The sequence below is a fragment of the Rhodohalobacter barkolensis genome, from assembly GCF_002834295.1.
GTDB classification, from domain to species: domain Bacteria; phylum Bacteroidota; class Rhodothermia; order Balneolales; family Balneolaceae; genus Rhodohalobacter; species Rhodohalobacter barkolensis.
Map to the genome: position 1 here is coordinate 356270 of NZ_PISP01000001.1, position 20443 is coordinate 376712.

Annotated in this window: 22 protein-coding genes; 7 read left to right on the forward strand and 15 right to left on the reverse strand. The window is 41.4% G+C overall.

The features are described from left to right. The first annotated feature begins 100 nt into the window (after positions 1 to 100). Complete coding sequence (locus CWD77_RS01425; RefSeq protein WP_101071447.1) at positions 101 to 2650, forward strand: zinc-dependent metalloprotease; 2550 nt, start codon at positions 101 to 103, stop codon at positions 2648 to 2650. A gap of 58 nt (positions 2651 to 2708) precedes the next feature. On the opposite strand, the gene CWD77_RS01430 is transcribed toward CWD77_RS01425, so the two are convergent. The 7 genes from CWD77_RS01430 to CWD77_RS01460 form a co-directional block, all read right to left on the reverse strand. Next, the gene (locus CWD77_RS01430; protein WP_101071448.1) at positions 2709 to 3326 is read right to left on the reverse strand and encodes a YgjV family protein; all 618 of its coding nucleotides are present in this window, start codon (positions 3324 to 3326) and stop codon (positions 2709 to 2711) included. A gap of 17 nt (positions 3327 to 3343) precedes the next feature. Then, the gene (locus tag CWD77_RS01435) at positions 3344 to 3979 is read right to left on the reverse strand and encodes a class I SAM-dependent methyltransferase (RefSeq protein WP_101071449.1); all 636 of its coding nucleotides are present in this window, start codon (positions 3977 to 3979) and stop codon (positions 3344 to 3346) included. 51 nt (positions 3980 to 4030) lie between these two features. Beyond that, positions 4031 to 4402, reverse strand: coding sequence for a DUF2237 family protein (locus CWD77_RS01440; protein ID WP_101071450.1), 372 nt, complete (start codon positions 4400 to 4402; stop codon positions 4031 to 4033). Continuing rightward, positions 4403 to 4801 (reverse strand): phosphoribosyl-AMP cyclohydrolase, encoded by a 399-nt coding sequence (hisI, locus tag CWD77_RS01445; protein ID WP_101071451.1) that lies wholly within the window; start codon positions 4799 to 4801, stop codon positions 4403 to 4405. A gap of 24 nt (positions 4802 to 4825) precedes the next feature. Then, positions 4826 to 5425, reverse strand: a complete 600-nt coding sequence (locus CWD77_RS01450) for an acyltransferase (protein WP_101071452.1) — start codon at positions 5423 to 5425, stop codon at positions 4826 to 4828. 210 nt (positions 5426 to 5635) lie between these two features. Continuing rightward, positions 5636 to 6844: an acyl-CoA dehydrogenase gene (locus CWD77_RS01455; RefSeq protein ID WP_101071453.1), complete on the reverse strand. Its 1209-nt coding sequence runs from the start codon at positions 6842 to 6844 to the stop codon at positions 5636 to 5638. 192 nt (positions 6845 to 7036) lie between these two features. Beyond that, a complete protein-coding gene (locus CWD77_RS01460) occupies positions 7037 to 8227 on the reverse strand; it encodes an acyl-CoA dehydrogenase family protein (protein WP_101071454.1) in 1191 nt (396 codons plus the stop codon). Between the two features lie 258 nt (positions 8228 to 8485). Here CWD77_RS01460 and CWD77_RS01465 point away from each other — a divergent pair, with 258 nt between their 5' ends. Further along, positions 8486 to 8812, forward strand: coding sequence for a carboxypeptidase-like regulatory domain-containing protein (locus tag CWD77_RS01465; RefSeq protein ID WP_133120144.1), 327 nt, complete (start codon positions 8486 to 8488; stop codon positions 8810 to 8812). Positions 8813 to 8892: 80 nt separating this feature from the next. On the opposite strand, the gene CWD77_RS01470 is transcribed toward CWD77_RS01465, so the two are convergent. From CWD77_RS01470 to CWD77_RS01485, 4 genes are all read right to left on the reverse strand, one after another. Then, positions 8893 to 9195 carry a ferredoxin family protein gene (locus CWD77_RS01470; protein ID WP_206017924.1) on the reverse strand — a complete coding sequence of 101 codons (303 nt, stop codon included), beginning with the start codon at positions 9193 to 9195 and terminating at the stop codon, positions 8893 to 8895. A 198-nt stretch (positions 9196 to 9393) separates the two neighbouring features. After that, the gene (locus CWD77_RS01475) at positions 9394 to 10719 is read right to left on the reverse strand and encodes an FAD-dependent oxidoreductase (RefSeq protein ID WP_101071456.1); all 1326 of its coding nucleotides are present in this window, start codon (positions 10717 to 10719) and stop codon (positions 9394 to 9396) included. 68 nt (positions 10720 to 10787) lie between these two features. Further along, a complete protein-coding gene (locus CWD77_RS01480) occupies positions 10788 to 11765 on the reverse strand; it encodes an electron transfer flavoprotein subunit alpha/FixB family protein (protein ID WP_101071457.1) in 978 nt (325 codons plus the stop codon). 19 nt (positions 11766 to 11784) lie between these two features. Further along, a complete protein-coding gene (locus CWD77_RS01485; RefSeq protein ID WP_101071458.1) occupies positions 11785 to 12555 on the reverse strand; it encodes an electron transfer flavoprotein subunit beta/FixA family protein in 771 nt (256 codons plus the stop codon). 172 nt (positions 12556 to 12727) lie between these two features. Here CWD77_RS01485 and CWD77_RS01490 point away from each other — a divergent pair, with 172 nt between their 5' ends. The 5 genes from CWD77_RS01490 (at position 12728) to CWD77_RS01510 (ending at position 16934) form a co-directional block, all read left to right on the forward strand. After that, entirely contained in the window at positions 12728 to 13609 is an 882-nt protein-coding gene (locus CWD77_RS01490; RefSeq protein WP_133120145.1) for a hypothetical protein, read from the forward strand. A gap of 85 nt (positions 13610 to 13694) precedes the next feature. Beyond that, positions 13695 to 14042, forward strand: a complete 348-nt coding sequence (locus CWD77_RS01495; protein WP_101071460.1) for a response regulator — start codon at positions 13695 to 13697, stop codon at positions 14040 to 14042. Positions 14043 to 14092: 50 nt separating this feature from the next. Beyond that, on the forward strand, positions 14093 to 15331 hold the full coding sequence (locus tag CWD77_RS01500) for a hypothetical protein (protein WP_101071461.1): 1239 nt from the start codon (positions 14093 to 14095) through the stop codon (positions 15329 to 15331). A 1-nt stretch (position 15332) separates the two neighbouring features. Next, positions 15333 to 15956 (forward strand): ATP-binding cassette domain-containing protein, encoded by a 624-nt coding sequence (locus tag CWD77_RS01505; RefSeq protein ID WP_101071462.1) that lies wholly within the window; start codon positions 15333 to 15335, stop codon positions 15954 to 15956. 54 nt (positions 15957 to 16010) lie between these two features. Next, complete coding sequence (locus CWD77_RS01510; RefSeq protein WP_101071463.1) at positions 16011 to 16934, forward strand: ferredoxin reductase domain-containing protein; 924 nt, start codon at positions 16011 to 16013, stop codon at positions 16932 to 16934. 7 nt (positions 16935 to 16941) lie between these two features. On the opposite strand, the gene CWD77_RS01515 is transcribed toward CWD77_RS01510, so the two are convergent. From CWD77_RS01515 to CWD77_RS01530, 4 genes are all read right to left on the reverse strand, one after another. Next, positions 16942 to 17592 (reverse strand): sugar transferase, encoded by a 651-nt coding sequence (locus CWD77_RS01515; protein ID WP_101071464.1) that lies wholly within the window; start codon positions 17590 to 17592, stop codon positions 16942 to 16944. A gap of 191 nt (positions 17593 to 17783) precedes the next feature. Continuing rightward, on the reverse strand, positions 17784 to 18701 hold the full coding sequence (locus tag CWD77_RS01520) for a YihY/virulence factor BrkB family protein (protein WP_101071465.1): 918 nt from the start codon (positions 18699 to 18701) through the stop codon (positions 17784 to 17786). Further along, on the reverse strand, positions 18688 to 19842 hold the full coding sequence (locus tag CWD77_RS01525) for an aminotransferase class V-fold PLP-dependent enzyme (protein WP_101071466.1): 1155 nt from the start codon (positions 19840 to 19842) through the stop codon (positions 18688 to 18690). Before CWD77_RS01525 ends, CWD77_RS01520 begins: the two co-directional genes overlap by 14 nt. A 6-nt stretch (positions 19843 to 19848) precedes the next feature. Continuing rightward, positions 19849 to 20424, reverse strand: a complete 576-nt coding sequence (locus tag CWD77_RS01530) for a DUF502 domain-containing protein (protein ID WP_101072906.1) — start codon at positions 20422 to 20424, stop codon at positions 19849 to 19851. Between the last annotated feature and the right edge of the window lie 19 nt (positions 20425 to 20443).

Genomic DNA, 20443 nt, shown 5'->3' on the forward strand with positions numbered 1-20443 from the left:
CTAATTTCAACTAAGAAAAAAACTTTTTTGGTAGGGATTTGTTTATTCTCTCTTTAAGTATATTATCAAACCATCAACATTAATGAATCACCAATAAATTATGAGCCAATTGACACATTTAAAGTACTTATTAATAACGGGGTTGGTTTTTGTATTTCTGGGCTGCGCCACAACACAGCAAACAGCAGCACCGGAAGCCGCACCAACTGAACAGGATACCAAAGCGGATCTTGAAAAAGCAGTTGAAAAAAGTATCGCTTATGAAGGGTTGTTTACGATCTATCAGGATACCACAAACGGATCCATAAAAATGGCAATCCATAAAGATCAGCTCGATAAGGAGTATATCTATTTTGGACTTTCACAGGATGGAGTGTTGGAAGCCGGACATTTCCGGGGAAGTTTCCGCGATAACAAAATTGTGAAAGTGAGACGCTACTTCGATAAAGTTGAGTTTGTTCACGTGAATAACAATTACTACTTCGATGATGAGAGTCCGTTGAGCCGTGCATCCAGGGCTAATATTTCGGATGCTGTACTTTTTACCGGAAAAATTGAAGTTGAAGATGACTCGAGCGGATATCTTCTGATCGACGCTGACCCTCTATTCTTAACAGAGAGTCTGCACCAGATCAAACCTAGCCCAAACCCAATGAGCCGGCCGGGACAGTATTCAATTGGAAACCTGAACCGAGAAAAGAATAAGTATACGGCAATCAATAATTTTCCAAAGAATACAGATGTTATCGTTGAGTATGTGTATGAAAACCCATATCCAACCGGTTCAACAAGCGGAGCTGTAACAGATGGCAGATCGGTGAAAATTGCATACCAGCATACATTTATTGAGATGCCGGATAATGAATTTGAGCCCAGGTTTGCTGACCCACGTGTTGGCTTTTTTACCACTCAGATGGACGATCAAATCAGTACCAGCCCGACTCCTTATCGGGATTTGATACATCGGTGGAATCTTGAAAAACAAAATCCGAATGCAGAAATCTCTGAGCCGGTAGAACCAATTGTCTGGTGGATCGAAAATACAACACCGCATGAATTCAGAGAAACAATTAAAGAAGCTACTCTTGCGTGGAATGAAGCATTTGAAGCAGCAGGATTCAGAAATGCAATTGAGGTAAAAGTACAACCCGATGACGCTGACTGGGAAGCTGGGGACATTCGATATAATGTTTTGCGCTGGACATCATCACCGGTTTCACCGTTTGGCGGATATGGTCCAAGTTTTGTGAATCCCCGAACCGGACAAATTCTTGGCGCCGATATTATGCTTGAGTGGGGATTTTTTAGAAACCGATTCTTTGAGGAGGATGTTTTGGCAGTTGGAAGAACGGCCGAGGAGAATATTCAATTCGCGATGGACGAGCAGTTTTGTACTTTTGGTCGCCATTTCCAGGAAAACAACCAGTTTGGAATGAGCGCGTTGAGTTTACTCGATGCCCCGGATGAAGAACTTGAAGGTTTTCAAAAAGAGGCGATGACTATGCTGATTTTGCATGAACTGGGCCACACTTTCGGACTCAATCATAACATGCAGGCGAGTACATTACATTCTCCAGAAGATATCCACAGCGAAGATCTTGCTAATACGGTCGGGTTGACCGGTTCTGTGATGGACTACTCATCCGTAAACGTAAATAGTGATCGAGATAATCAGGGGCGATATTACGATATCAAACCGGGACCTTACGATGTTTGGGCTATAGAGTTTGGATACAAATCGGAATTGGATGATGAAAATCAGAGAAAAGCTCATCTCGAAAGATCCACTGAAGATGAGCTGGCTTTTGGGAATGATGCTGATGATATGCGTAGTCCGGGCAAAGCGATTGATCCACGAATTATGGTAGGTGATATGTCCGCTGATCCGGTTGCCTACGGTGTGGAGCGAATCGAAATGTCGCGTGAGTTGATGGACGGGCTGTTAGAGAAGTACGGTACCCGGGAAGGACAATCTTATCAGGAGCTCCGAAATGCTTATATGGCATTGATGAGTCAGCAGAGAACGCAAACCGGAGTCATTTCTCGTCAGATTGGTGGTGTTTACCGCGATCGTGCTTTTATCGGCCAGGAGGGAGGAGATATACCTTTCAGACCGGTTCCGGCAGAAGAGCAGAAAGAGGCGATGAGCTATTTAAATCAATATCTGTTTGCACCTGATGCTTTCAGCAGTTCACATGAAGTGTATAACTACCTTCAGATTCAGCGTCGGGGATTTAATTTCTTCAGTATGTCAGAGGATCCGAAAATTCATGATATGGTGCTCTCAATGCAGGCAAATGTTCTGAATCATTTGATGCATCCAAATACAATGAAGAGAATCACCGATTCCCGAACGTATGGAAACAGCTATTCACTTGCTGAGATGATGGGGGATCTGACTTCCTCTCTGTTTGATGCCGATGCACGCGGTAATGTCAATACATTCCGCCAAAATCTTCAGGTTGATTATGTGAATCGACTCACATCAGTATTGGACAGCGATGCGTTTGATAATATTTCAAAATCGACGGCGCTCTACAATTTACAGAACATCCGATCGATGATGGATAACAAAGGCAACGTGAATGAAGAGACCCGTGCTCATACAGCTCACCTTAAAACAGTGATTGATAAAGCGTTGGAAAGCTGAAAATAAAACTTGTATCCAATTAGAAAGGAGCTCTGCAGAAATGCAGGGCTCTTTTTGTTTACAGGGTTTTGACAAACGTTGAGTTTGTCTTTTTAAACCCAACCTTTTCGAGATACTCATTGTGTTCGCTGTTGCCGGCGGGAGTGACAATTTTTTGAATACCGTCTTTTTTTAACTCCTGTGAATTCTTTTCAAACATGAACCGGCCAATTTTGAAATCCCTGTAACTGGGAATGACAAAATCGAGATCCATCTCCAGGGTTCCATTCTCATCAATGTTGCCCAGAATGAGGCCGGCAGGCACCATATCACTCAAAACAAAAACCGAGTAATTGTAGGATTTTTTAAACGAGAATTCCGGCTGGTACTTTTTGATGTGATCTTTATAGAACTGCAAAAACCTGATGAGGTACGTACTCTCATCCGAAGTTCGTAATAGCTCAAAATATTGATCATCCCTGTAGATTTTAACCAGGTAATAGAGATTTACGAAAACAATGAACGCGTTCATGAAGGCAACGGGCCAGGCGTTAATCAATACTCCGTAAATGGTAAATGTCAGGGAACCAATCAGATTGATGATTCGCAGCTTAACGATGGCGCTCATCATCAGAGATATAGCAACCAAAAGGGAAGCCAGATAACCAATTAATTCATAAACAACTGCTTGTTCCATTGCGTGTTATATTTAATTCAAAGTTTTTTTAGAATGGCGGTTCGTTCACCTATCACTTCCAATTCAGCACTGTAGTGATTAGCCATCCAGTTAAAAGTCTTTTCTGAATAGAAAGTTACATGTGTGTCATCCTTACGATAATGCCAATCGGGAAATTCTTCTAAAGATGGTACCAATTTAGTCATAATTCCAAGGTATCCGCCTGTTTTCAGACACGACCAAAGCAGATCAAACTCTTCTCTTGGATTGAAAAGGTGTTCGGCAGTTTCAGTTGTGGTGATGAAATCGTACTGATGATTAAAAACAGATCGGTCCGGAGCATAGAACGGATCAAAAATATTGACCTTGTGTCCATCTTCTTCAAACATCACACTTAGTGTAGGACCGGGACCCGATCCAAAATCAAGACCGAAAGAGTTCTCTTTCAATTTCTTACTGAGTGGCCTGTAGAGTTGACTCAAAAACTCCCGGTACCTTTCATCTTCAGGGTTATTTTCGTGCAGATCATACCGGCTTTTCTCTTCGCCGGGATCAAGTCGCTGACCCGGTTTCACAAATATCAGATCACAAACACTGCAGTGTAAATAGTCGTATCCATCGGCTGTGCAAAGATCTTCTGCTTTTTGCGAAAGGCATAAAATACATTGATTCATAAAAGAAAATGTAGCAGAGTTATAAAAATTGGAAGAATTCTCGGGACTGTATCAAGTGGTATAAGCATGCTGCAGAAGCTGCTCCATGGATAAAATGGATAAGACCTTTTCATTAGTAGCTTCAAGGTCCACTTTCGGTGCTATTCCGGCATCATAGGCCTCTTTCCAACGCAGGGCGCATAAACACCATTTATCACCGGCTTTCAAACCCGGAAAGCTATACAGAGGCATAGGTGTTTTTAATGGATTTCCCATCTCCATAGAAAAATCCAGAAATTCATCGGTCATGATGGCACAAACCAGATGACGTCCGGAATCCTGAGGGCCGGTATGGCAACAACCATCCCGATAGAATCCGGTTATAGGATCTTTACTGCACTCTTTTAATGGTTGGCCAAATATATTTTTTGCTGATTTCTGCATCTATTTTTCCAGAAAAGTTAGTTCTTTACTATCCGGATTCAGAGATCTGTAAAAGCATGATTTCCGATGAACGCCCAACTTATTCTTGGTATGACAGACTCCATCACCTTCCAATCTCACTTTATAGACTAAAGCGTCCTGATCGCAATCAACCAAAATCTCATCGATCCAGATGGTATTCTCCGATGTTTCTCCTTTTACCCAGAGTTTATTTCGGCTGGTGCTCCAGAACGTGGCTTTTTTGGTTTCAAGGGTTCGATCTACAGCCTCTCTATTTACGGAAGCGATCATTAAGATATCGCCGGTTTCAGATTCCTGAACAACCACGGGCAAAAGTCCGCCTCGCTTGTCAAATTGAAGGTTGAGCTGGTTGCTTTCTTCTATTTCAGACTCTTTCATAAATAATTGGTGGTATGATTCCGATCAGTGATTTTCTTTTTTATCTCCCCATGTTGAATAATCGCCCGATTGATCTGCCCGATCTTTGGGTACTTCTCGAAGAGGCTCACACTCACGCAGTGTATCGTAAAGCTGTTTGGGCAGCCTCTGATACCAACCGGTACCTTCGGTTTTCCATTTGGCCATTTCATCGGTTACGTCTTTAACGATCTTGGCAGGGTTCCCAACTACAACCTTTCGATCCGGAATTTCCATTCCTTCTTTAATGAATGCAAGAGCACCGACGATACACTCTTTTCCGATGATCACATTATCCATCACAACCGCATTCATTCCAACCAGGGAATTCTCCCCGATCGTGGCTCCATGAATTATAGCTCCATGACCGATATGTGCTGATTTTTTCAATGTAACCGTTACACCCGGAAACATATGAATGGTGCAGTTTTCCTGAACATTACATCCATCTTCAATCACAATTTTCCCCCAGTCGCCCCGGATGGCAGCTCCAGGCCCGATGTAGACATCTTTTCCGATAATTACATTTCCGGTAACTGCCGCCAAAGGGTGGATGTAGGCAGATTCATCAATTACCGGTTTGTAACCGTTAAATTCGTAGATCATTTGAACAGATTTGTGATTTGAAAAATAAAAACCTGTCAGCGTGCCGAAAGCATTCGGTACCTGACAGCGTTTTTTAAAAGTTCAAGGTCTTAGAATCACGCTGACAGGACCACGAGAAAAAGCGTGGACGCTGTCAGGTGAAATGTCTGTCATGCTCTTCGGCTAACGGACCCGACACTATCTCAGCGTACTCTGCGCCTTTGCGGTGAATCAATCGTTTCCTTTCGGAGTAAACGACTGAATTCCTGTAATTTCTCTACCCAGAATCAGTCCGTGGATATCATAGGTACCTTCGTAGGTGTTCACAGACTCGAGGTTCACCATGTGATGGATTACACGGTATTCACCGGTAATTCCATTCCCTCCGTGCATATCACGAGCTACACGGGCAATATCGAGCGCTTTGCCTACATTGTTTCGTTTCGCCAGTGATGTCATAGCATGATGATCGCGGCCTTCATCCTTCAGTTTTCCGAGACGAAGTGCTAGCAGCTGCATTGAAGTGATCTCCGTCAGCATGTTTGCCAGTTTTGTTTGTGGAAGCTGATTTGCTCCAATTGGCTGACCGAACTGCTTTCGATCGAGCACATACTGCCGTGCTTTTTGATAGCAAAACTCCGCAGCACCAACGGCTCCCCAGGCAATACCATAACGGGCACTGTTCAAACACATAAATGGACCTTTTAGCCCACGAATATCAGGGAATACGTTTTCATCCGGTACAAACACATCTTCAAAAACCATCTCTCCGGTTGAGGATGCCCGAAGGCTCATCTTATGTTTGGTGGCAGGGCAGGAGTATCCGTCCATGCCTTTTTCAACAATAAATCCGCGAATGACCGGTTTGTCATCTTTATGCTCTTTGGCTTTTGCCCAAACAATTCCCACATCCGAAATGGGGGAGTTGGTAATCCACATTTTGGCTCCGTTCAGAATCCATCCGCCGTCTGTTTTAACAGCTGTTGTAACCATCGACCCGGGATCTGAACCGTGATCCGGTTCGGTCAATCCAAAACATCCGATGATTTCACCGGAAGCAAGTCTTGGCAGGAAACGCTCTTTCTGCTCTTCGGTTCCAAATTGGGAGATGGGATACATCACCAGGGAAGATTGAACAGACATAAAAGATCGGTAACCGGAATCGACGCGTTCAACTTCACGAGCTACGAGTCCATAAGCCGTCTGGCTGGCACCGACTCCGCCATATTTGGGATCAGTAGTTGCTCCAAGAAGCCCAAGATCGCCCATTTCTTTGGCGATATCCATATCAAAAATTTCTTCCTGATTTCCTTTTAGTGCACGCGGTTCCAGTTTGGTTTGGGCATACTCGCGGGCAGTCTCCATGATCATTTTGTCATCTTCATTCAACTCAGATTCGAAGAGATATGCGTCGTCAATATTAAATTGTGAATTTCCCATGTTGGTAGATGATTAAGAGCTAAAAATTTTCGAACTATATTTTATTCAATGTAATGAATTCAGATAGTCAATTCATCCATTCTGATTATTTTATGCAATAAATTATCTGAAATTGAACGGAAACATCAGGGTAAGAAAAAAGTCGCATCCCTTTCGAGTTGCGACTTTAATCATAAACTCTAAAATGTGGGTTTAACTGTTATACCCTAACTCATTTTTAATTTCACGAGCCAGAATCAGACGTTGGATTTCTGATGTTCCCTCGCCAATAGTCATCAGTTTGGAATCTCTCAAAAAACGTTCAACGTGATACTCTTTGGTGTAACCGTAACCGCCGTGAATCTGAATGGCATCCAGCGCGGCTCGTTCAGACAATTCAGATGCAAACAGTTTTGCCATGGATGCCTCTTTAGTATATGGTCGTCCCTGATCTTTCAGCCAGGCAGCTCTATGTACTAATAGTCTTGCTGCATCAATTTCTACAGCCATGTTTACCATTTTGTGCTCTATAGCCTGGAAATCACCGATGGAGTGTCCAAATTGCTTACGCTGCTTGGCGTATTTCATAGACTCTTCGAGTGCACCGCGTGCAATTCCAACGGATAGAGCTCCGATTCCGATACGGCCGCCATCGAGTACTTTCATCGTGTCGATAAAGCCTCTTCCCAATTCACCGAGGAGATTCTCTTCAGGTACTCTGACGTTTTCAAGGATGACCTCGGCTGTATCTGAGGAGTTCATGCCTAACTTATGCATCGGCTCACCGGGTTTTACACCTTCCATCTCACGTTCAACAATAAATGCGCTTATACCTTTGGTTCCTTTATTAGAATCCGTTTTGGCAAGAACAACATAGGTGTTACCTACGGTTGCCTGTGTTATAAATGTTTTCGCACCGTTGATGACCCATTCGTTTCCTTCTTTTACAGCAATAGTTTTCATATCGGAGGAGTCACTACCCGATCCCGGCTCAGTGAGGCACCACGCTCCAAGTTTCTCGCCTTGAGCAAGAGGAGTAAGGTACTTTTTCTTTTGGGCATCATTACCTGCCAGGGCAATATGACCGCTGCCCAGAGATGTATGAGAAGCTACTGTAAGAGCCAGTGATGCATCCCATCTGGCAATTTCTTCTAAAGCGAGGCAGAAACTTACCGTGTCAAATCCGGCGCCACCGTATTTCTCGTCATGATAGATTCCCAAAAGTCCCTGGTCGGCCAGCATTTTTATAATGTCGTGAGGGAATTTTTTGTTTGTATCTCGTTCAATTACTCCGGGAGCAATGTGGCGATTTGCAAAGTCACGAACAGTGTCGCGAATCATTGATTGATCTTCTGTCAGATCGAAGGATAGTGAGGTCGATTTTTCAAGTACGTCTAATGTCATTTCAAAATAGTTTTATTTTTTGGTACCGCTTCCAAAAGGTAACGATTTTTTGCCTGTTTTCATTTGTATGAGTTGAAATTTTTAGCTGGCAAAAAGATAGGATTAGGACGAGTGCTTATATTAAACGTAAGAAGTTGTACTACATTTAGATGTGGCGATTTGAACTCTTTTCATAGTTTTTTGGAATAATTGGAACATTATCATCTGATCTTCCTTTATATAGATGAACACACGTTAAATAAAGAGTACACAAAAATTATGCTAAGGAAAAAATCAACAATACTGGTTGCACTTCTACTATTTATAGGAGTTGGATGTTCTTCTCCGGGAAGTTTATCATCAGAAGAAATTACAAATGTTGCCGGAGTCGTAGTTACTGAAGATTATGAGAGGGTTGCAAATGCTGAGGTACATTTTGTGGATGATGACTTAAGAACCACCACATCCGAAGAAGGTACATTTACACTGTATGAAGTAAGTGTAGGAAGTCAAAATGTGACCATTAATTCTGAATCTCATGGTACATTTGAAAAAAATGTAGAGATTGTAAATGAAGGAACCAGGCTCGAGATCAAACTTGATTGAGTGTCGTAATATTTAAAAAAAAGCTCTCCTCGTTTTCGATGAGAGCTTTTTTTATGTTCTGATAATATTTATTGTGGGTATCAACCGAAATTCCACGTCACACCGCGGCCAATCTCCGGATCGGGAAATTCCCAACTCACCGCACCCTGATCGCAGGCATACATACAGGTTCCACACTCAATGCAGTCTTCCACCTGAAAATGGACCTTACCATTTTCATCCTTGGTATAGCAGTTTGCAGGGCACACATAGGTAGTGCAATGATGGGGGCAGGTTGAATTGCAAATATCTGTATCAACCTTAATATGCGGTTTGATTTCAGATTTAGCTTGGTTACGATAGCTAACCAATCCAAGTCGTTCGGGTAAAGTCAGGAGTTTCATGTGTATTTGAATTGTGTTAATTGATATTCATTAAAACTGAGTGAAATCGAAAAAGTGCGACATAATTAAAATAAAAGTTGGCAGTTGGGAGTCTGCAGTCGGCAATTTTTTTTCTACTATTCTATTTATAAAAACCTTAAGCATTAAGTAATAATTAAACTGCCAATTGCTAACTGCAAATTGTCAACTAATAAACAGCTACAGTGCTTTCGCTCCTTTTGCTCCAATCTTAACGAGATCCCAGTACGAAGCGTGTTTTTTAACGGAATCACTGAACATGTTTCTTGCCTTCTTGGTCGGCTCGTTCTTAATGCTAAAGAAATTCCGTCCGAAATCACAGAGCAGGTTTGGCATCTTGTCTATCATAAATGGATCGTGCAACAGATGTACGGCATCCTGAAAATTATTGATGTCTTTCATCACATAGCTGTCTTCCAACGTATCCTGATAGGCTTTCATTGCAGATTCTCCAAAGTCGCCTTTCTCTTTTGCTTTTGTGATGGCCTCGGCCGCCAAAATTCCGGATCGCATCGCGTAATCCATTCCCTGGATCGCTTTGCCGGCATTCATTAGCAGATTGGCTGCTTCGCCGCAAACCATCAGGCCGGCTTTGTAAAGCTTTTCAGGCATCACACGCTTATCACCGGATGACACAACGTGAGCAGAGTATTCAACAACCTCACCGCCACGAATCATATCAGCAACAGCAGGGTGTTTTTTAAAATGATTGAGGATATCGTAAGGTGTTTGCTCTTTTTCACGCAGATCTTTCAATCCCAAAACCAATCCGATTGAGACAGTGTCTTTATTGGTGTAGAGAAATCCACCGCCTTCAACACCGTTCGTGGCGTGCCCGACAAACTCATTACTCATTCCGCTTTTTCCATTTAGCTGAAAACGGTTCTCAAGAACATCCTGATCAAACCGGATAATCTCCTTGACACCGGTCAGCATGTGGTCGGCGGGGACGTATTTATCCTGGAGGCCGACCTGCCGTGTGAGAAGATTGTTAACTCCCTCAGCCAAAATCACAGAGTCTGCATAAAACTTATCTTCACCGGTTCGAATACCTACTACTTTACCATCTTCTTCAAGTACTTCCTCAACAAGGATATTGGGTGCCACGAAAGAGTCCATCGCGAAATCACTCTCTGCAATAGCTTCCTCAACTTTTCCGGCGAGCCATTTATCAAATTTGGATCGCAGTACAACCACACCGGTGTAAGGAGGTTCGTTGAAATGGGACGATTTAAAATCTACTGAGAATGATGACTGTTCATCCATAAAGGTGAGCCTGCGGTGATTGATAAATCGATCCCATCCGCTATCGTCTTCTTCCCAGTAATTTGGAACCAATTTATTCAAATCGTTTCCCCACAACACACCACCGGATACATTCTTTGATCCCGGAAATTCTCCCTTTTCAATGAGAAGAAATTTCATGTTGTTTTTGGCGAGCGTCATGGCAGCGGCAAGCCCGGCCACACCGGCTCCTACGATGATACAGTCAAATTTTTCGTCCATAGAAATTGAGTAGTTGGTATTAAGTATAAGGTATCAGGTATTTACTACCTGATACTTGCGACTTGATACTAATTCTGTTTGATTTTTTTCAGTTCTTCGATGAATGGAGGCAGGATTTTGTAAAGGTCTCCAACTAATCCGTAATCTGCAATATCGAAGATAGGAGCATCCGGATCTTTGTTGATGGCTACAATGACTTTACTGTTCGCCATACCTGCAACGTGCTGAATTGCACCGGAAATAGCCACACCAATATAGAGTTGAGGGGAAACCACTTTTCCGGTTTGACCAATCTGTAGACTTGGGTCATAATCTCCGGCTTCTGTTAACGCTCTTGAAGCTCCGATACCGGCATTCAGTACAGAAGCGAGTTCAGAAATCAGGTTTCGTCCTTCTTCATCTTTTACGCCGCGACCGGCAGCAACTACAACTTCTGCTTCAGAAAGATCAACTCTGTCGGACGACGAGCTGATAATCTCTTTCAGAGTTATTTGAAGCTCTTCATCACTAAAATTGAAATCGATCGCTTCAATGTTTGCGTTGCTCTCTTTCTCAACGACATCATAAGAGCCGGATCGAACAGAGATAATAACCGGTGAGCCCGATGCTTCTACTGAAGAAATAATCTTTGAAGCCATTACCGGACGTTTGCCCTTCACACCGTTGTCCGTCAGATCAAATTCAGACATGTCACTGAGAGCAGCTGTTTGTTGATTCGCTGCCAAGGCTCCAAGTACATCTTTTGAACTCTCCGTAGAAGGAAAAGCAACCACTTTTGGGTTGATTTGAGAAACTGCTGTAGAGAGAGCTTTTAGAACCGGAGTATTCAGGTGGTTTTTAAAGATTGGATTTTCGATCGTGTAGATCTCGTCCGGACCGTAATTTTTAAGTTGTTCTGCGATTTCAGAAGCTTTCGAGTCAATCACTAAAGCCGCAGATTTCATTCCGTTGTTTGATGCAAGCTCATTGCACCGTGAAAGAACCTCAAGAGAGGAGCGTTTAATTTTTCCGTCGTTAACTGAGATGACTGTTAATAGAGTACTCATGAATCAATTTCTTTTAAGTTTATATAACATTTTCTTCGGAGTCGAGCAGCTGGGCAACCTGGCGTGCAATTTCATCAGGTTCTCCCTCATACTTTTTACCGGGCTCGCGCTCAGGTTTTTCTTCAAATCCTAAAACTTTTGTTTGAACATCATCGGATGAGATTTCTGCACCCAAATCGTTTAGAGCAATCGTATCTACCGGTTTTCTTTTGGATTGCATGATACCTTTCAGACTCGGAATACGCGGATCATTCATGTCGTTTGAACAGGTTACCAAACCGGGTGCCGGAACTTCAATCATCTCTTGTCCCGAATCTCCCTGACGCTTTACGGTCATTTTTCCGTCACTGAATTCCAAACCAACAGCATTGGTTGCGTAGGGGAGGTTGAGCATCTCTGCCAGCATAGATCCTGTTAAACCGGCATCTGTATCCTGACTCTGTTTACCGCAGGAGATGAAGTCATACTCTTTATCAGAAAAGAACTTCGAAAGGATTTTGGCGTATGCATAGGAGTCGAAATCTTCATCTCCATTCGTCACAATATGAGTTCCTTTATCAGCACCCATTGCCAGTGCTTTTCGGAGAGTCTCTTTGGCTTTTTCAGGTCCGGCAAGAACAACTTCAACTTCACCGCTGTGTTTCTCAGCGAGTACTAATGCTTCTTCTACTGCGGATGCGTCATAAGCGTTCAAAATATTACGATCTGCATCTTGAATGAGTTGGCCGTCTTTTATCTGTAAGGGAGCGTTTACATCGGGTACCTGCTTAATACAAACGTAGAATTTCATGCTTGATGGTTTATTTTTCGGTTAGCGTATGAAACCGCTTTTTTAGCGTTTTTTAAATATACAAAACGTGAATAAAAAAACTGCATCCGATTCCCGACAAGAAACTCTAAATAATCTAAGTTGGATGATTTTCCGAGCTTGCCTATTATCCAACAGGTTAAAAGGATTTTCAATGGTTAAAAAACACTCCATCCTCTATTTGCTTCTTTTCATTGCAGCCGGCTGTGATGTGTTCAACTTTGATGAAGAAGCACCGATCTACCCTACTCAGCTCGACAAGCTGGAAATGGACGAACTGGTTTCCCTCAATGAAAAATTCCAGTCTGCAAACGATAACATGTGTTCAACTTTAAACGAGTATGGGTTAACCGGTTATAGTACAGTTCTGTTCGAAGGTGAATCCGGTCCATGTTCTAATCGAGAACCGGTTCGAATTGAATTGACTGAACCCGATACACTACTTTTACACGCTGCAGAATCTGTAGTTAAGAACAGTGAGTATACCGGTGTTTCAGATACTGAAGATCTATCACTACTGGAGATGGAGCCACTGAGAGGTTGTATAACCTGTGAAGGGCCAGATACAGACAGCCGTATTTTAGAGTGGAAATTTATTTTTCAAGAACAGGAGATTAATGGATTAAAAGTTTATGATTCTACCATCACCGTGATTGTTGATGCAAAAGGGGTGAACCGAATTTGGGGAAATTGGTACTCTGAGCTCTACTTACCAGCAAGAGCGAACGTTCTTCCGGATGAAATCGTCGAAAATCTGGATGGACAAACGATTGAATGGGATGAAGATGGAGAGGAGTATCGGCATACTATCGAGGCAGATCGGTTGTTACTTCCTGATCAGAAAACAGTTATAGCATTTGAAAATGAAGACCTCGACAAACTGGAACTCAGGGCCGGTTGGAAATTCGAGATTGAAGATCAGAACGTTCCTTTTGGTGGATGGACGGTAATTGCTGATATGGTTGACGGTAGAATTTTGAAGGTCGATAAAATGATAAGAAGCAATGATTTTGGTTCAACCGATGGGGGAGGTTAGAAAAACTTTGTAACAAAACGGGAACTCTTTGTTCTTATTCATGTAAACATGTGTTTAAGTAAATGCTAAAGGAGTAGGAGTTCTTTTGAAGCGAGTTCTCATTGTAGAAGATGATCTTATAATATCTCTGACCACAGAAAGAATGGTCAAAAAGTTAGGTTTTCAAGTTGTAGCTTGTGTTACATCGGGGGAGGAAGCTGTTAAAGCAGCGGAAGAGAACAAACCGGATGTCATATTAATGGACATTCGTCTGAACGGTCAGATGGATGGTATTGAAGCGACTCAACAAATTTTAGACAGCCTGGAAAAAACGAGGGTAATCTATGTAACGGGCAATACAGATAATGCCTACAGAGAAAGAGCCGAACAGACAGGATATGATGCCTATTTGATTAAACCTCTCCGGCTCGATGATTTGAAGTCAATAATTTGATGGTTCGATTTATGCATTAAGTGCGTTATATTCTCCAACTGTTTTGGAGGATGAATCATCACACTATTTTGGCACTCAAAAAGTATCAACCGCTCTTATTAAAACTGTTTCTCTCAACCACTGTGGTTGCTATGGGAGTAAGCTGGATGCACGATGCACCCGTTAATGAACGGGTAGTGACACTACGTTACTTGATTCTGGCTATCGCCGGGTTTATCTCATTTGTAACACCCTATCTACTATTTCCCGATTCGAATTCCAGATTAATTCAGATGGGAAATATATCCGGGAATAAGCTACTCTCATATCTGAGCCGCAAAACCCTATACTTCTACATTTATTTCTTCCTTTTTATTACAGTCATTCTTTTTGTGGACTCAGTATCCCTGACATCAGATTTAGTCACAAAAGGAGTATATGCTTTATATGGTATCCTATTTACAACAGGACTGCACTTTGCGGCACTTTTTCTTTATCTGAAAGTTGGTCCTCAATCCCAGTTTTGGCAGGAGAGTAATAAAGGAAAAGAGCTGAGGCGAAAAATGGCTGACTATTTTAAATACCCGATGGATCCCGGGGCAATTCCCAGCCTCATCAATACAGTTGTACTCGCTACCGGAGGTATGCTGCTGGTAATTATTTCCTCGGTTCTTGGCAATCAATTTGGCGGATTTTCAGAACTTCTTTTATCCCTTGTCGTTTTTAGTTTTGCTTTAGCCCAATACCGATTGAACAATCGTGAACCTGAAAGAAAATATTACCACACCAATAGTTTTTTTAGTGAATTTTTTGGTGCAAATGCCGGAGAAGACTCCATAACGGCCCGTCGGAAAGTAGATCAATTGTGGTGGGTTCCGGCTCAATTAAGGGCAAATGTATGGCAATTTCTTCAGCAGATAGATCGTAAGATACCGGCCGGACGAGCAGTGGCAGCCGGACACATCTTGGTCTGGTTAATCGCCTATCAAAAACCTGATATTAATTTTATGATCGGAGTGTGGGCATTATTTGCTGTTTCACACCATCTGTTTATTCTGATGACAATGCAGACAGATTTTTCACCTCATTGGCTTTTGCGATGGGTCTCATCTCCCGCAAAATGGTTTATAACCTGGTTTTGGATGCAAATCAGGTGGCTGCTGCCTCTGCTGATCAGCATGAACTTGCAACTGTTTTTATTTGATGTGCCCCGAGGTCAGGATCAGGTAGTGATAATTATCATTTATTTACTTTCAGCAGCCGTTGCAGCAGCTGTCGGGGCTGTTAGAATCAAAACAAGTGTCAAATAGTATGATTAGTATTAAAAATCTTACCAAGCAATATAAACCGGGACACCCGATCTTTTCGGACTTTTCGAAAGAGTTTAATCCGGGGGATGCGATCGGTATTATAGGTCCCAATGGGTCAGGAAAAACAACTTTTTTACGGATATTGTCGGTCAATTCGTTTCCCAGCGAAGGTGGGGTCTTTTTTGATGAAGTAAATATTCATGAGCACCCAAACCAGTACTTAAAAAATGTGGGATTGGTGCATGATGAAGAAACACTACCTGCGCATTTAACAGCATCTGAACTGCTGGAATGGATTCTTAGAAACAGAAATAGCTGGAATGAATCCTCAGAACAAGAAATTGAGAAGATTTTCGATCAGCTTTCTTTAGATGCAAGAAATGAACAGATTGGAACTTTTTCGACCGGGATGAAGAAAAAGACCCAAATTGCAGCGGCTTTAATTCATCAACCTAAGATTTTAATTATGGATGAGCCCTTAAGAGGCCTCGATAAAGAGACCCGTGTTATTGTAATGGACATGCTAAAAGAGATAAAATCAAACAATACCCTGATTTTTATGTCTTCTCATTACATGGGTGAGGAGGGTGAACTCTTTGATGAAATGATTCACTTTCCACTTTAGTTTAATATCCCAGAAATGAACCACAAACTGTAATAAAAACTATTTTCTATTTACATGCCCGAGTTAAAACTACCCGAAGTTGAACTGAATATTTATGGTCCAAAGGACCCGGTTGAAGTACCCGTTGTTGAAAATTATGTTATTACCAAAGAGTCCAGTCCAAACTTTGTTCGTCATATTACATTTGATATTTCAGGTACTGAATTGGTAGGCAGAGTTAAAGTAGGCCAGTCTATCGGAATCATCCCTCCCGGAAAAAACGAAAGAGGGCGGGACCATAAACTCAGACTCTACTCCGTCTCATCACCAAACGGTGGCGAAAATGGAAAACCACACCTGATATCAACCACTGTGAAACGGACTATTGAAGAGCTGGACAATAAACTATATCTGGGTGTTGCCTCCAATTATCTTGCCGATTTACAGCCGGGCGACAAAGTGAAAATGACCGGGCCCAGCGGTAAAAGATTTTTGCTTCCGGAAAACCCCAAAGAATTTAACTACCTGTTTTTTGCTACCGGAACCGGTATTGCACCTTTCCGGGGTATGATTATGGAGCTGTTTGAAAAAGGAGACTTCCAAAACGACTGTGCTTTAATTTTTGGCTGCCCATATCGAACAGATCTGCTCTATTCAGATTATTTCGAAAAGATGGCTCAAGAGCACAGTAATTTTTATTATCTGAAAAGTATATCCAGGGAAAATCGCCGGAAGGATGGATCCAAGCATTATGTTCAAACTAAAATTGAGGATGAAGAGGAACTGCTTCTTCCTATCCTTCAAAAGAAAAATACACTGATCTATATTTGTGGATTGAAGGGGATGGAAACCGGAATATATAAAGAGCTAATTCGTCTCGGTCTTGAGGAGTATCTGGATATTCGTAAAAAGCTACCTGAAGATTTGAATGAGATACCGCGTGGTGATTTCAAAATGTTCATCAAACCTTCGAATCGAACATTTGAAGAAGTATACTGATCAAAAATCAAGACTTGAGTTTTGATATCAAAAACTTCAATTCTGCTTTTAAATTTTTATCAGGAGAAATGCTTTGTCCGGGCTCAATGAAATAGTTTGCAGGTGAAATAAACCCGGGCTGAACAGCATACCGTTTGTAGAAGTCTGTATACCTACGGACATACTTTTGAGCTGTACTATTTTGCAGCGGTTGTGGACCTTTCAGGCACATCTGTCCTTTAAGTAGATTTTTTGAAAAGGGTAGTTTATAAAGACCCGACCTAAAGAGGAATTTTTGTATGCGCGCCGGTTCCGGATTTCCAACTGTGAGGTCTTGATATATGCCAATATTGAAGTGCTGAACTTCAAAGGGTTGTCCATATAATCCATTTACTCTATATGATGTGAATGTATGTCTGACTCCTGATAATCTCAGCAGACCCCAGATTAATGGAAAGGTTACGATGAATAAAATGTATAGAAACACACCAACTAGGAAACTCAGTCTGGAGTCTTGATCTAAACTCCTGTTTTCCAGTTCATGGAAAAAAAGATGAGTAGTAGGTCCGGAAAACTTCGATTCCGGGATATATTCCTTTTTCTTGGATATAATTTCCTCTTCAATAGACAACGATGAAAAATCTTCGTCAGAAGTTTTTCGTATTGCTTTCTGTATCATAAATAGGCCTTGAGAACGAACACAAATATTTTCAATGAAAATAATAAAGAGTAAATGCTGATAAAACTCATTTTTCCATCTTTATTGATAGGACTAATAAAAGAAGAGTTTGTTTCAATTTTTTAAAGCAATCTTGAAAATTGGAACAGTGGTGCAGTTAGGTTAAAAGGAGTTTATAACGCGAAATTTACTTATATCTTGGAGTGATATTTTTTAAGGGAAACGAATCTGTATGGTTTGATCTTTCCGCCATATTTTTCGGTATAAACTTGGGTAAAAACAGCACCCAGGAGAATGGTTTGAATGTTATAGTAAACCCAGATAATAAACACTACCAAAGAGCCCGCCGCCCTGTAAGTTGCTTCAATACCTGTGGCTAAGAAAAAATATCCTATCAGGAATTTGCCAATCAGAAAAAGTATGGTTGTGACACTTGCTCCAACCATAATGTCCGTCCATCTTGCATGCACATCGGGCAGAATTTTAAAGATGAGTGTGAAAAAGATAACTGCAAAAATCACCGTTACGGCTTGAGCAATAACTCCATACAAATTTAAAGGGACTAAAGGCAGAATATCAGTTAAATAGGTAGAAGAGACCGTAAGCAGCAATTCGGCTGCAAGGGACGTGAGAAGAAGTAAACTGAACACAATGATCATCCCGAAGGCAAGAAGTCTGTTGAGAAGAAAGTTCCAGACAGAATTAATGGTAACATCAGCCACATTCCAGATTTTGTTTAAGGTTGATTTTAGCTGACTGATAACCGTAGTTGCTCCAAATATTACAGTACCGGTAGCGATAATTGTAGTAATCAATCCGCTTTGGTCCTGACGGCGGGATGAGATATAGTCAGTCAGGTTTGTCAATACTTCTTCATCCAGATAATCTCCCAGATATTCTGAAGCTTGTTCAGTAACAAGCTCTTCGCTCAGAAAAATGCCTCCCAGGTAGACTACCAAAATAAATAATGGTGTGATTGAAAATATCGTATAAAATGCGATTGCCGCACCATGTACCATAATTTCATCATCAGCTGCTTTATTGAACGTATCGACAATTATATTCTTTACATCCCCGGCAACTTCTTTACTTTTTTTAAAAAATTGCATTCAGTACAGTGTCCAACTCTTCTATCGTGTTATAGTAGTGGGGTGCAATTCTCAGTTTCCCCTCTCTGGATGATATGGTAATATTTTCCTTTTTAAGGGATTCTACAAACATTTCTGTGTCCGGTACCTTGTCAGTGGAAAAAGTTACAATACCTGCTCGACTGTTTTCGTCAAGCGGACTAATGACATTAGTATCTTTACGATTTGATAATTGAGAGGTTAAATAGCCCGTAAGGTTTAAAATTAAACTGTTGATTTTATCAGGGCCAATTTCTGTCAGAGTTTTTAAAGATGCATTCATCCCTACTAATCCCAGCATGTTGGGAGTCCCGATCTCAAGATGTTGGGATACTGGCAACCATTCCTGATCGAAGTTGGAAAGCTCCCACGGCTCTACAACAGATAGCCAACCGGTTTTATAGGGTTTTAATTGATTACTTAACTTCTCTGAAAGATAAAGAAATCCGGTTCCCATAGGACTCATTAACCATTTATGTCCGCCGGTGGCCAAAGCATCAATGTTACACTTTTGTACGTCTATACTGCCTGCTCCAAGATACTGTATTGCATCAACCACGAAGATGACGTTATGCTTTTTACAAATCGACCCAATCTTTTCCAGGTCAGATTTAAAACCGGTTAAATACTGGACTGCACTGATTGAAAAAAGACGCGTTTTTGGTGTTATAGCCGATTCAACCATAGCCGGGGTAACTTTATGATCTTCAGGTTCGATGTATTGAACAGTGACTCCAAAACGCTCCAAAGCGCGAAATGGCTGAACATTGGTTGGGAACTCCATACGATTTAACAGAATCTCATCTCCCTCATTCCATTGTAAACCTTCAGCAACAGCTGTAATTCCTTCCGAGGTATTACTCATAAATGTAATGTGATCGGGAGAAGATGCATTGATGTGATCTGATATGATCTCGCGGGTTTCACTGACAATAGACATTCCCAGTTCAATATTGTCAATTTTTCCGGTTTGCCTGTCTTCTAAAAATTTTTCTATCGCTTGTTTTACCTGAACAGAAATTGGACTGATCGCCGCATGATTTAAGTAAGTATGTCCGGTTTTCGTGTGTGGGAAATAGTCCCGAAATTCAGCTATTTCTGTAGGAGTTATGGATGGGTTCATTTTTATTTAACTCTTTATGGCTTCAATTTGTGTGACACCCGCACTTACAGCAAACTTCATCGCTTCTGACGGATCTATTTTTAGAATTTTAACCCGGTTTGGATCGACTAAAAAAAGATTACCTGAAAAGTTATAGGAGTGGGGACAGTACACTGCAACTCTGTTCTCAATATTTAGAATGCTCAGATCCCGTTCTGTGATGAAACCTATTCGATCCACACCGTCGGTCAGGGTTACAATGACAGGTTTATTGAATTTCTTTTTATCTCCAAGAAATGCTTCAGTAAAATCTTTAAATGCAGTGTATATGATCTTAATAAAAGGAATTTTGGATAAAAGCGATTCAAAATAGGTTACAATCGGCCGGGTCAGTGCTGTAGATATTATGAATCCAAGCAATGCGATGAAAATAATGGTAGTGAAGAGTCCCAATCCCGGAATATGTATTGGAAGCCATCCAAAAAGAATAGGGTTTACGGCAGAGTCGAGCCAGTTCACTAACACTACGATTACAAAGACGGTAGCATAGAGTGGAAAAATGAAGAGCAATCCTCTTAAGAAGTAATTTAAAATTGTTTTCATAAGATCATATTCAATTAAA